The 12,756-nt window shown below is 72.6% G+C and carries 10 protein-coding genes; 2 read left to right on the forward strand and 8 right to left on the reverse strand.

The genetic code is table 11. The annotated features are described in order from the left end of the window. Positions 1-106: 106 nt before the first annotated feature. The 7 genes from ACI79Y_RS16405 to ACI79Y_RS16435 all read right to left on the reverse strand — a co-directional run bounded on the left by ACI79Y_RS16405 (position 107) and on the right by ACI79Y_RS16435 (position 7,997). Positions 107-1,024, reverse strand: a complete 918-nt coding sequence (locus ACI79Y_RS16405; RefSeq protein ID WP_457159512.1) for an aldose 1-epimerase family protein — start codon at positions 1,022-1,024, stop codon at positions 107-109. After that, positions 1,021-2,097: an ABC transporter ATP-binding protein gene (locus ACI79Y_RS16410; protein WP_457159513.1), complete on the reverse strand. Its 1,077-nt coding sequence runs from the start codon at positions 2,095-2,097 to the stop codon at positions 1,021-1,023. The genes ACI79Y_RS16405 and ACI79Y_RS16410 overlap by 4 nt, the downstream gene beginning before the upstream one ends. Before the next feature lie 107 nt (positions 2,098-2,204). Further along, the gene (gene xylB / locus ACI79Y_RS16415) at positions 2,205-3,641 is read right to left on the reverse strand and encodes a xylulokinase (RefSeq protein ID WP_457159514.1); all 1,437 of its coding nucleotides are present in this window, start codon (positions 3,639-3,641) and stop codon (positions 2,205-2,207) included. Positions 3,642-3,678: 37 nt separating this feature from the next. After that, positions 3,679-4,869, reverse strand: a complete 1,191-nt coding sequence (gene xylA, locus ACI79Y_RS16420; RefSeq protein WP_457159515.1) for a xylose isomerase — start codon at positions 4,867-4,869, stop codon at positions 3,679-3,681. Positions 4,870-4,917: 48 nt separating this feature from the next. Next, the gene (locus ACI79Y_RS16425; protein WP_457159516.1) at positions 4,918-5,829 is read right to left on the reverse strand and encodes a carbohydrate ABC transporter permease; all 912 of its coding nucleotides are present in this window, start codon (positions 5,827-5,829) and stop codon (positions 4,918-4,920) included. Beyond that, positions 5,826-6,701: a carbohydrate ABC transporter permease gene (locus ACI79Y_RS16430; protein ID WP_457159517.1), complete on the reverse strand. Its 876-nt coding sequence runs from the start codon at positions 6,699-6,701 to the stop codon at positions 5,826-5,828. The genes ACI79Y_RS16425 and ACI79Y_RS16430 overlap by 4 nt, the downstream gene beginning before the upstream one ends. Positions 6,702-6,746: 45 nt before the next feature. After that, positions 6,747-7,997 (reverse strand): ABC transporter substrate-binding protein, encoded by a 1,251-nt coding sequence (locus ACI79Y_RS16435; RefSeq protein ID WP_457159518.1) that lies wholly within the window; start codon positions 7,995-7,997, stop codon positions 6,747-6,749. Between the two features lie 380 nt (positions 7,998-8,377). Between ACI79Y_RS16435 and ACI79Y_RS16440 the strand changes: the two genes are divergently transcribed. Together ACI79Y_RS16440 and ACI79Y_RS16445 are read left to right on the forward strand one after the other, a co-directional pair. Beyond that, positions 8,378-9,376: a LacI family DNA-binding transcriptional regulator gene (locus tag ACI79Y_RS16440; protein ID WP_457159519.1), complete on the forward strand. Its 999-nt coding sequence runs from the start codon at positions 8,378-8,380 to the stop codon at positions 9,374-9,376. A gap of 53 nt (positions 9,377-9,429) precedes the next feature. Then, the gene (locus tag ACI79Y_RS16445; protein ID WP_457159520.1) at positions 9,430-11,790 is read left to right on the forward strand and encodes a beta-xylosidase/alpha-l-arabinosidase; all 2,361 of its coding nucleotides are present in this window, start codon (positions 9,430-9,432) and stop codon (positions 11,788-11,790) included. A 111-nt stretch (positions 11,791-11,901) separates the two neighbouring features. On the opposite strand, the gene ACI79Y_RS16450 is transcribed toward ACI79Y_RS16445, so the two are convergent. Then, positions 11,902-12,744, reverse strand: a complete 843-nt coding sequence (locus ACI79Y_RS16450) for a pseudouridine synthase (RefSeq protein ID WP_457159521.1) — start codon at positions 12,742-12,744, stop codon at positions 11,902-11,904. Positions 12,745-12,756: the final 12 nt, after the last annotated feature.

Genomic DNA, 12,756 nt, shown 5'->3' on the forward strand with positions numbered 1-12,756 from the left:
CCGCCCCCCATCCCGCGCGAGCCCCCCCCGCCGCCGCGCGGGAGCGGCGCCCCCCCCCCCCCCCCCCGGGGCCGGCCGCCGGGGCCCCCCCCCCCGGGGGCGGTGCTCAGCCGATCGGGCGGATGCCCCAGCGGCCGGTGGTGGTCTCCCCCGGCTCCAGCCGGCGGACCCCCTCGCCGCTCTGCAGCGCGTTGGGCGGGCAGGTCATCGGCTCCACCGCCAGGCCGCCGCGGCGGCGCGGTCCGACGACGACGTCGCCGGTGAACACCTGCACGTGGCCGTAGGAGCCGTCCATCCAGACCGCCGCGCCCCGGCCGTCCGGCCCGGTCAGCCGCACCTCGGCGAGCCCGTCCGGGCCGCGCTCGAGGTCGGTGAACGCGTGGTCGATCCGCAGGTCACCGATGAGCCGGCCCGCGCGCAGGTCGTACTCGGTGCCCTCGACCGGAGCCGAGCCGGTCGGGATGCCGCGCTCGTCGGTCTCCAGCCGGGTGGCGCCGGGGGCGACCACCGTGCAGTCGTCGACCCGCAGCCCGGTGCCGGCCGCGAGGTAGGGGTGGTGTCCCTCGCCGTAGGGCAGCGCGGTGTCGCCCTCGTTGGTCGCGGTGGTGGTGACCGTGAGCCCTTCGGGCGACAGCTCGTAGCCGACGCGCAGCCGCAGGACGAACGGGTAGCCCGGCTGCGGGTGCAGCAGGTGCTCCAGGGTGATCGCGTCGCTCGCGCGCTCGACCACCGACCAGCTGACGAACCGGACCAGTCCGTGGATGGCGTTGGCCACCTCGGGCTCGGTGAGCGGCAGCTGATGCTCCTGCCCGTCCCAGCTGTAGCGGCCGTCACGCAGCCGGTTCGGCCACGGGGCGAGCACGTGCCCGCGGCCGTACTCGGCGAGCTCGTGCTCGGCGAACCCGTCGACGACGTCCCGGCCGCCGGAGCGGTAGGTGCGCAGCCCGCCGCCCACCTCGACGACGGTCACCTCCGCCCCGGCGCAGGAGAGCAGGTACTGCTGCCCGGTGGGGAGCACCGTCATCCGATGCGCTCGCCGCTCGTGGAGTCGAACAGGTGCACGTGCCCATGCCGCGGGCTGACGTGCAGCAGGTCGCCCTTCTCCGGCGGCGTGCGGCCGTCGGCGCGGGCGATGATGTCGTGCTCCCCGTCGCCGAGCTTGGTGCGCCCGTAGACGTAGGCGTCGGCGCCGAGGACCTCGACGACGTCGACCTCGACGGGCAGGCCGTGCTCGGAGAACTCGACGTCCTCGGGCCGGATGCCGACGGTGACCTTGCCGCTGCCGGCCGACTGGCCCAGCACGTCGCGCGGCACCGGGTAGACGGTGTCGCCGAAGGACACCCCGCCGTCGACGACGTCGAGGTCGAACAGGTTCATCGCCGGGGAGCCGATGAAGCCGGCGACGAAGACGTTCTTCGGCCGGTCGTAGAGGTCGCGGGGCTTGCCGACCTGCATGAGCAGGCCGTCCTTGAGCACCGCGACCCGGTCGCCCATGGTCATGGCCTCGGTCTGGTCGTGGGTGACGTAGACGGTGGTGACGCCCAGGCGGCGCTGCAGCGAGGCGATCTGCGTGCGGGTCTGCACCCGGAGCTTGGCGTCGAGGTTCGACAGGGGCTCGTCCATGAGGAAGACCTGCGGGCTGCGGACGATCGCGCGGCCCATGGCGACGCGCTGGCGCTGGCCACCGGACAGCGCGCGGGGCTTGCGGTCCAGGTAGGGCTCGAGGTCCAGCAGCTTGGCCGCCTCCTCCACGCGGCTGCGGCGTTCCTCCTTGCTGACCCCGGCCATCTTGAGCGCGAAGCCCATGTTGTCCGCGACGCTCATGTGCGGGTACAGCGCGTAGTTCTGGAACACCATCGCGATGTCGCGGTCCTTGGCGGGGACGTCGGTGACGTCGCGCCCGCCGATGAGGATGCGCCCGCCGTCGATCTCCTCCAGTCCGGCGAGCATGCGCAGCGAGGTGGACTTCCCGCAGCCCGACGGGCCGACGAGCACGAGGAACTCCCCGTCCTCGATCTCCAGGTTGATCGCGTCCACCGCGGGGCGCTCGGCCCCGGCGTACAGACGGGTCGCGTGGTCGTAGGTGACAGACGCCATGGTGTGGTCCTCCTACCGGCAGGAACGTGCCGGACGATCCGAGTGGGTGGGGTCACGGTGTTGCCGTGGCTGAGCATGCACTCTCGCGAGCGCCTGACGTCGTGCGGTCACACCCGCGCGGCGGTCATCTCCCGGACCTCGGCGTAGCGCTCCCGCACGTGCGGGACCGGGTCGGCCTCGTAGGTCTCGGTGCTGGTGGTGGGCCACACCGGCGGGGTCTCGCCGCCGGCGAGGGTCCAGGCCGCCTGCCGCGCGGCGCCGTCGGCGACGTACTCCCCCGGCGGGGGCACGAGCACCGGGACGCCGAGGACCGACGGGGCGAGCCGGCGGACCGCCTCGGACCGGGCGCCGCCCCCGACCAGGAGAACCCGGCGGACCGGGTTGCCCAGGGCGGCGATCGCCTCCAGACCGTCGGCGAGCCCGCACAGCAGCCCCTCGACCGCGGCCCGCGCGAGGTGCGCCGGGTCGCTGGTGGCGAGGGTCAGACCGTGCAACGCCCCGGTGGCGTGCGGGCGGTCCGGCGTCCGCTCCCCCTCGAGGTAGGGCACCATCACCAGCCCGCCGGAGCCGGCCGGCGCGGTGAGCGCCAACCGGGAGAGCTCGTCGTGGTCGACCCCCAGCAGCCGGGCGGTGGCGTCCAGCACCCGGGCGGCGTTGAGCGTCACGACCAGCGGCAGGAAGTTCCCGGTCGCGTCGGCGAAGCCGGCGACGGTCCCCGAGGGGTCCGCCGAGGGAGTCGTGGAGACGGTGGAGACCACCCCCGACGTGCCGATGGAGAGGACGACGTCCCCCGGCTCGGCGTTGATGCCCAGTGCCGCGGCGGCGTTGTCACCGCTGCCCGGGCCGAGCACCGCCCCACCGTCGGCCGCCAGCGCACCCGCGGCCACCTGCCCGGCGCGCTCGGCCGGCCCGAGCACCCGCGGCAGCGCCGGGACGTGCCCCAGCGCCCGCTCCAGCAGGTCGGCGCGGTACTCCCCGGTGAACGGCGACCAGTAGCCGGTGCCGCTGGCGTCGCCCCGGTCGGTGACCAGGGCGTCCAGGCCCGGCGAACCGGCCAGCCGCCAGGTCAGCCAGTCGTGCGGCAGCGCGACCGCCGCCGTCCGGGCTGCGTTCTCCGGCTCGTGCTCGGCGAGCCAGCGCAGCTTGGTGACGGTGAACGAGGCCACCGGCACCAGGCCGACCGCATCGGCCCAGGCCCGGCGGCCGGCGCCGTCGTCCCCGTCGCCGAGCTCGGCGATGAGGTCGGTGGCGGCGCCGGCCGACCGAGTGTCGTTCCACAGCAGGGCGGGGCGGACGACCTGGCCGGCCTTGTCGAGGCAGACCATGCCGTGCTGCTGCCCCCCGACGGCGACCGCGGCGACGTCGCCCAGGCCACCGGCGGAGTCGATCGCCTCCCGCAGCGCCGCCTCCCAGGCGGCGGGGTCGACCTCGGTGCCCTCCGGGTGCGACGCCCGGCCCTCACGGACCAGCGCGCCGCTCCCGGCGTCCCGCACCACGACCTTGCACGACTGGGTCGACGAGTCGACCCCCGCCACCAGCGTCATGACCTACCTCTGCTGCTCTGTGGAACCGGGCGTCAGATCAGCGGGCGCCGAGCAGGTGCTCGATCATCAGCTGGTCGACGCGGACCACGCCGGCACCGCGCTTGGCCACGGCCTCGGCGTCGAAGTCCTCGAAAGCCGAGCGATCGGCCAGCAGGTCCTCGAAGGTCTCGCCCGCGCCGAGGGTGGACTGCCGCAGCTCGGGCACCCGAGCGGCGGCCAGCGCCTCCTGCACCTCGGGGTCTGCCCGGAAGGCAGCAGCCCGCTCCTTGAGCATGAGGTAGGTGCGCATGTTCGCCGCGGCCGAACGCCACACGCCGTCCATGTCCTCGGTGCGCAGCGGCTTGTAGTCGAAGTGCCGCGGACCGTCGTAGGCCGGGGCACCGTCGACGCCGCCGTTCTCCAGCAGGTCGACGGTGGAGAACGCCTGCAGCAGGTCGCCGTGGCCGAACACCAGGTCCTGGTCGAACTTCGGGCCGTGCTGGCCGTTGAGGTCGATGTGGAAGAGCTTGCCCGCCCACAGCGCCTCGGCGATCCCGTGGGTGAAGTTCAGGTTCGCCATCTGCTCGTGCCCGGTCTCCGGGTTGAGCCCCACCAGGTGCGAGTGCTCGAGCTTGGCGATGAAGCCCAGCGCGTGCCCGATGGTGGGCAGGAAGATGTCACCGCGGGGCTCGTTGGGCTTGGGCTCCAGAGCGAAGCGCAGGCCGTAGCCGCGGGCCTCGGAGTAGGCGGCCAGGGTGTCGATCGCCTCGGCGTAGCGGTCCAGCGCGGCGATGAGGTCCTTGGCCATGTCGACCTCGGCGCCCTCGCGGCCACCCCACAGCACGTAGGTCTGGGCACCGAGCTCGGCGGCCAGGTCCATGTTCCGCATGACCTTGCGCATCGCGTAGCGACGCACCTCGCGGTCGTTGGCGGTGAGGCCGCCCTCCTTGAACACCGGGTGGGTGAACAGGTTCGTCGTCACCATCGGGACGACCAGGCCGGTCTCGTCGATCGCGGCCCGGAAGCGCTTGATGTGCGCGTCCCGGGCGGCGGTGTCGCTGCCGAACGGGATCACGTCGTCGTCGTGGAAGGTGACGCCGTAGGCGCCCATCTCGGCGAGGCGGTGCACCGACTCGACGACGTCCACCGGCTCACGGGTCGCGGTGCCGAACGGGTCGGCCGCTGGCCAGCCCACGGTCCAGAGCCCGAAGGTGAACTTGTCCTCACGCGTGGGCTTCAGGTCGGTCATCAGAGAGTTCCTCTCGAGTGCTGGTGGATCAGGAGGTGTACCGGGCGGTCACTTGCCGAAGCCGGCCGTCAGGCCGCCCAGCAGGTAGCGCCGACCGAACAGGTACAGCAGGAAGATCGGGACGACCGACAGCGTGACAGCCGCCAGCAGCCCGGGCACGTTGGTGCCGAACTGCCCCTGGAAGTCCCACAGGCCGAGGGTGAGCACCCGGGTGTCCTTGGACTGGGTGAGCACCAGGGGGAACAGGAAGCCGTTCCAGGCGTTCAGCGCGGTGAACACCGAGATGGTGGTGATCGCCGGCTTGGCCAGCGGGAGCACCAGGCTGCGCAGCACCGCGAACGGCCCGGCGCCGTCGAGGGTCTGGGCCTCGTACAGCTCCTTCGGGATGTCCCGCAGGCTGTTGGTCATCACCAGCAGCGCCACCGGCATGGCGTAGGCCGCCGTCGGCAGGATGACGGCCAGCAGGGTGTCGTAGAGCTGCATCTGGGTGATGAGCAGGTACACCGGGATGATCGTCGCCTGGGCCGGGATGGCCAGGCCGATCAGCATGATCGAGAAGCCGCGCTGCACCAGGCGTCCGGTGTTGCGGGCGATGGCGTAGGCCGCCGGCACGCACAGCCCGACCACGATCGCGACCGTGGCGATGGTGACGACGGCGGTGTTCACCAGGTAGGTCGGGAAGCCGCCCTGGAGGACCGTCGAGTAGTTCTCCGCGGTCGGGTCCGCCGGCGGGTTCAGCGGGTTGGTCGACAGGTAGTCCGTCCGGGTGCGGAAGCTCGCCGCCACCAGGTAGTACAGCGGGACGGCGACGATGGCCAGCCACAGGGTGGCCAGCGCGCCGGCGAGGTAGTTGGGCTTCTCCCGGCGGCCGCCCGGACTGCCGCTGCGGCGGGGCGGCCGGGCGGGCGACGAGCCCGCGCTGATGGTCTCCGGGTCGATGGCGGTCTGGGCCACGGTCACGCGCCTTCCTGCTCGCTCTGCATGTTGCGGAAGCCGGTCGCCCTGGTCACGACCAGGGACAGCACACCACCCAGCACGAGCAGGAGCACGGCGACGGCGCTCGCGTAACCGAGCTCGTAGGCGCTGAACCCGGTGATGTACATGTACAGCGGCGCCACGCGGGTCGCCGTGCCGGGACCGCCGCCGGTCAGGATCAGGATCGTGTCGAACGTGGTGAACGAGCCCACCAGCATCAGCACGGACGAGGTGACGACCGTGTAGCGCAGCAGCGGCAGCGTGATCGAGAAGAACTGCTTGAACCGCCCTGCACCGTCGATCGTGGCGGCCTCGTAGAGGCTGGCCGGGATCCCGCGGGTGGCGGCTTGGTACAGCAGCGTGTGGAACGGGATGTACTGCCAGCTCACCACGAACACCACGGTGTAGACGACGATCGAGGTGTCACCGAGGAAGTTGAACCGGTCCAGGAACGGCAACGCCTGGGTGACCCCGAAGTTGGTGTCGAGCACCGACCGCCACAGCAGGGCGATGGCGGCGGTGGACAGCAGCAGCGGAAGGAAGAACAGCGTGCTCAGCACCGCCCGGTTCCGCTGCTTGCCGGCCGCCCAGACCCCGATCACCAGCGCGATCGGGGTCTGGACGACCCAGGACAGGACCATGAACACGAGGGTCAGCCGCAGCGAGGCGAGCGCCTCCCCGTCCTGCGCCAGCCGCGTCCAGTTCTCCGTCCCGGACAGGCCCGGAAAGCCGAAGCCCCTCCAGTCGGTGAAACTGAGGTAGACGACCAGCACCATGGGCACCAGTGCGAACAGCCCGAAGAAGAGCAGTGCCGGTGTGGCGTACCAGGCAGACGGTCGTTGCAGACCCGTCTGCACGGATGACCCTCGTGAACTCATGATCTACCGTTCTCGTTCGTTCTCTCAGCCGGCCAGCGCGTCGACGAAGCCCTGGGCGTCGATCTCGCCGAGGAAGAACCGCGACAGCTGCTCCAGCATCTCGTTCGCCTCGTCAGAGGTGAGGTCCTGGTCCCAGGAGAGCTGGAAGTTGTCCGCGTCGACGGTGGAGTCGTACACGAACGTCGCGTGCTCGCCGTTCTCGGTGGCCTCGAGCTGGTCGCGGATGCCCTGGACCGGCGGCACGTCCCCGGCCTCGATGAGGTCGGTGACGTACTCGTCGCTGGTCAGCTCCGTCTGCAGGTACTCGCGGGCCGCCTCCTTGTTGTCGGAGTTGGCGGTCAGCGAGTAGAAGTTCGACACGTTGCCGACCAGGTTCGACGGGTCCCCCGCACCGCCCTCGACCGCCGGGAACTCCGTCCAGCCGAGGTCACCGGCGGCGACGAAGTCCGGGCTCTGGTCCAGCTGGTTGGTGTACTCCCACGAGCCCATCAGGTGGAAGCCCGCGTCGCCCTGGGCGAGGATCGTCGAGGCGCCGCCGACGTCGTAGCCGACGGAGGCGAAGTCGGTGCCGAAGGCACCGCGCTCGATGAACTCCTGCAGCAGCGTCATGGCCTCGAGGACCTCGGGCTGCTCCCAGCCGCCGGCCTGGTCGTCGCGGATGTTCTGGAAGACCTCCGGCCCACCGACACGGTCGAGCAGGTACTCGGCCCACATCAGCTCGGTCCACGGCTGGTTGCCGGCCAGGGCGACCGGGGTCTTGCCCGCGGCCTTCAGCTGGTCGACCGCGGTCAGCATCTCGTCCCAGGTGGTGGGGACGGTGGCGCCGGCCTCGTCGAGGACCGCCTGGTTGTAGTAGAGGAACACCGGCTGCATGCCGCGCATCGGCAGGCCGTAGTTCGCGCCGTCCAGCTCCGCGCCGGCGAGGACGCTGGGCAGGAAGGCCTCGCGCAGCTCGGGGTTCTCGTCGAGCAGCCCGGTCAGGTCCTCGACCTCACCGGCGTCGACGTACTCCTTGAGGTTGCCGCCGCCCCAGTTGAAGAAGAGGTCCGGCGCGGTCGGGCTGCCGATCGCGATGCGGAGCCGCTGCTTGTACGGGTCGTTGCCGAACGTCGTCAGCTCGGCCTCGCCGGTCTCGGACTGCTCGTTGAAGCGTTCGACGGAGCCGTCGAGGATGGGCTGGAGCGCAGCATCCTGCAGCGCCCAGATCTGGGTGGTGCCACCGCCCCCACCGCCTTCACCACCGCCGCCGGGGCCGGAGGACCCGCAGGCGGCCATGGAGCCGATGAGAACGAGGGACGTGGCCGAGACGGCCACACGGGTCAGACGCCGGGATGTCATCCCACGCACCTTCCTGTTTCGTCGTTGAAAACCGAAAGTTTCGGGCAGTTGCGAGAACGTAAGACACGCCACGATGCGTGTCAACGACGGGGCCGCGGCTCGACGGAACGGTGTCCAAGCCGTGACATTCGCCTCGATCGGGGCCAGTCTGCACCCCCTCGGACGAGCCGCTGCAGCCGGGGAGTTTCGATAATTGCCGAGGTGTGGCTAGCATCCGTCTCCACGCCGACAGCGACGCCGGCCCGCCCGGTGCTCCCTGCCCGTGCGCGGCTCCGCATGCAGCCGGCGCCCGCATGCCGAACCCGGGAGGACCGACAGTGGCTGCCCCACCGGTGGGCCGACCCACGCTGGCGAGCATCGCCGCGGCGGCCGGCGTCTCGCTGGCGACCGTCTCCAAGGTGGTCAACGGCAAGCAGGACGTCGCCCCCGCCACCCGAGCGCACGTGCAGAAGGTGCTCGAGCAGCACAACTACGTCCCGCTGAACCGCAAGGCTCCCGAGAGCCTGCTGGTCGACGTCGTCTTCACCGCCCTGGACAGCCCCTGGGCGATCGAGATCCTGCGTGGCGTCACCGAGAGCGGCCTGGAGGTCGTGGTCGACGCGCTGAGCCAGTCCCCCGGGAACGACTGGGTGCAGCAGCTCATCGCCGGCGGTCGCCGCGGGGCCATCGTCGTCACCTCCCGGCTGACCCCCGCCGACCAGCGCCGGCTCGGCCGGTCCCGGCTGCCCGTCGTCGTCATCGACCCGGTCGACATGCCGGGGCAGGACGTGCCGAGCGTGGGCGCGACGAACTGGGCCGGTGGGCTGTCCGCCACCGAGCACCTCATCGAGCTGGGGCACCGGCGGATCGCCGCCATCGGCGGGCCGGAGCCCTATCTGTGCAGCCGTGCCCGCCTGGACGGCTACCGGGCCGCCCTGGACCGGGCCGGCATCGCCGTGGACCCGCAGCTGCTGCGCCACGGCAACTTCCACCACGAGGGCGGCTACGAGCAGGCACGCCGGCTGCTGGAGCTGCCCGACCCGCCGACGGCGGTCTTCGCCGGCAGTGACGAGCAGGCCTTCGGCGTGCTGGAGGCCGCCCGGCAGGCCGGCCGCTCCGTGCCCCGGGACCTGAGCGTGGTCGGCTTCGACGACCTGCCGATGGCGCGCTGGTCCTCACCGCCGCTGACCACCGTCCGCCAGCCGCTGGCCGACATGGGCCGGATGGCGGGGCGGGTGCTGACCGAGCTGATCACCGGCGGTGAGCTGGCCACGCAGCGGGTCGAGCTCGCCACGCACCTGGTCACCCGCGCCTCCACCGCACCTCCCCGTACCTGACCACGGCGACCTGAGCTCGCCGCCGCTGAACCCGGACCACCAGGAGCACCACCGTGACGAAGCCGAACGACCAGCACACCGCCGAGGACGCCGCGGAGGCCACCGCCGGGTGGCGTGACCCCGCCCGCCCGCTGGACGAGCGGGTGCGCGAACTCATGGCCGCCATGACGCTGGAGGAGAAGGTCGCCCAGCTGTACGGGGTCTGGACGGCGATCTCCGAGGGCGAGGAGGTCGCGCCCAACCAGCACGAGTTCGCCGAGCCGCTCCCGCCGTGGGAGGAGCTGACCAAGCCCGGCCTCGGTCAGCTGACCCGCGTGTTCGGCACCGGCCCGGTCGAGCCGGAGACCGGCGCCCGCGTGCTGGCGCAGACCCAGCGGGGCATCGTCGAGGGGTCCCGGCTGGGCATCCCGGCGATCGCGCACGAGGAGTGCCTCACCGGCTTCACCGCCTGGCAGGCCACGGTCTTCCCGACCCCGCTGGCCTGGGGGGCCTCCTTCGACGCCGAGTCGGTGCACACCATGGCCCGCGGCATCGGCGACCTGATGCGGTCGGTCGGCGTGCACCAGGGCCTCTCCCCCGTGCTCGACGTCAGCTTCGACCACCGGTGGGGGCGCACCGAGGAGACCATCGGGGAGGACCCCTACCTGGTGGCGGCGCTCGGCACCGCCTACGTGCGGGGCCTGGAGGACGCCGGGATCGTCTCCACCCTCAAGCACTTCGCGGGCTACTCCGGCTCCGGCGCGGGCCGCAACCACGCCCCGGTGCGGATGGGTCAGCGGGAGTTCCGCGACGTCGTGCTGCCGCCGTTCGAGACCGCGCTGCGCGAGGGCGGTGCCCGCTCGGTGATGAACTCCTACGCCGCCGTCGACGGGCTGCCCCCGGCGGCCGACCCGGCGCTGATGACCGACCTGCTGCGCGGGGCGCTCGGCTTCGACGGCGTGGTCGTCGCCGACTACTTCGCCGTCTCCTTCCTGGAGACCACCCAGGGCGTGGCCGGTGGACCCGGCGAGGCCGCCGCGCTGGCGCTGACCGCCGGCATCGACGTCGAGCTGCCCACCGTGCGCTGCTACGGCGAGCCGCTGCTGGAGCGGATCCGGTCCGGCGAGGTGCCCATGTCCGTCGTCGACACCGCCCTGGAGCGGGTGCTGCGGCAGAAGGGCGAGCTGGGGCTGCTCGACGCCGGCTGGGACCCGGAGCCGCCGGTGCTGCGCGAGGGCGCTCCCATCGACTTCGACCCGCCGCACATGCGGGCGCTGGCCCGCACCATCGCCGAGCGTTCCGTGGTGCTGCTGGACAACCGGGCCGGCGCCCTGCCGCTGACCGGCCCGGGCAGGCTCGCCGTCGTCGGCCCCGCGGCCGACGAGGTGCTCTCGCTGATGGGCTGCTACGCCTTCCCGAACCACGTCGGGGTGCAGCACCCGGACATGGACCTGGGCATCGAGCTGCCGACGCTGCTGGACGCCGTCCGCGCCGAGTTCCCCGGCGCCCAGGTCACCACGGCGCAGGGCTGCCCGGTGCAGGAGGTCGACCGCAGCGGCATCGCCGAGGCCGTCCGCGTGGCCGAGGACGCCGACGTCGTGCTGGCCGTGCTGGGCGACGTCGCCGGGCTGTTCGGCCGCGGCACCTCCGGTGAGGGCTGCGACGCCGACGACCTGCGGCTGCCCGGCGCCCAGGGCGAGCTGCTGGACGCCCTGCTGGCGACCGGCAAGCCCGTCGTCGTGGTGCTGCTCACCGGCCGGCCCTACGCCCTCGGTGGCGTGGTCGACCGGGCCGCCGCCATCGTGCAGGCGTTCTTCCCCGGTGAGGAGGGCGCCGGCGCGGTCGCCGGTGTGCTCAGCGGCCGGGTCAACCCCTCGGGCAAGCTGCCGGTCCAGGTGGCCAGCACGCCGGGTGGGGCGCCGAACACCTACCTGCACGCGGCGCTGGGCGCCAAGAGCGGGATCAGCGCCGCGGACCCCACCCCGGTCTTCCCGTTCGGGCACGGCCTGTCCTACACGTCCTTCGCGTGGGAGGACGCCGCGGTCGGGGCGGCCGAGCTGCCCAGCGACGGCGAGGTGACCGTGTCGGTGACGGTGCGCAACACCGGTGACCGGGACGGCGCGGAGATCGTGCAGCTCTACCTGCACGACCCGGTGGCCAGCGTGGTCCGCCCGGTGCGCCAGCTCGTCGGCTTCGCCCGCGTCGAGCTCGCCGCCGGCGCCGCCGCGCAGGTGACGTTCACCGTGCACGCCGACCGGACGTCGTTCACCGGCCGGGACATGCAGCGGATCGTCGAGCCCGGTGACCTGGTGTTCCAGCTGGGCGCGTCCAGCGAGGACCTGCGGTTCCAGCTCCCCGTGCAGCTGAGCGGCGCGACGCGCGTCGTCGGCACCGACCGGGTGCTGAGCACCCCGGTGGAGGTCCGCGCCTTGTGACGGCCGGAGGGGCGGCTGTCGGTGCGACGGCCGCCCCTCCTGGCGTTCTCCCGGCCCTCCTGCAGGGGCCCGCCGCGAGCGTGCGAGCGGTGGGGGCAGGAGGGTCCTTCATCACATGCCGACGAGCTCGTGCAGGGCGCCGACCTCCTGGCGGGTCAGCTTCCGGATCGTGCCGACCCGCATCCGGGCCAGGTCGACCGGGCCGACGGCGGTGCGGGTGAGCCGGTTCACCGGCAGGCCCACCTCGGCCAGCAGCCGCCGCACGATGTGCTTGCGTCCCTCGTGCAGCACCACCTCGACCACGGACTGGCCGGCGTGGGTGTCGACGACGGAGAAGGAGTCGACCTTCACCGGGCCGTCCTCCAGCTCGATGCCCTTGCGCAGCCGGCGGGCCATGTCGCGCGGCACCGAGCCGCTGACCTGCGCCAGGTAGGTCTTCTTCACCTCGTACGAGGGGTGGGCGAGCCGGTGGGCCAGCTCACCGTCGGTGGTGAGCAGCAGCAGGCCCTCGGTGTCCTGGTCCAGCCGGCCGACGTGCACCAGGCCCGCGGCCAGGTCGCCCATCATGTCGCCCACGGTCGGGCGGCCGCGGTCGTCGCTCATCGAGGTGATGATCCCGGCGGGCTTGTTCATCGCGTAGGTGACCTTGTCGTTGCGGATGTCGATCCGCCGCCCGTCGACCGCGATCACGGCGGTGTCGGGGTCGATCCGCATGCCCTGCGCCATCACGACCGCGCCGTTCACGCTGATCCGGCCGGCGTCGATCATCTCCTCGCACACCCGGCGGGAGCCGATGCCGGCGCGGGCGAGCACCTTCTGCAGCCGCTCACCGGGGCGGTCGTCGTCGGGCTCAGCGGCCTCCCGGTCACCCGGGTGGGCCGGCGCGAGCTCCATCTCCTCCGACCAGCCCTCGCCGCCCGCGGTCTGGGACTCGTCGTCTGCGTGCGTGTTCATCCCCACCAGTCT

Source organism: Modestobacter sp. SYSU DS0875, assembly GCF_054050915.1.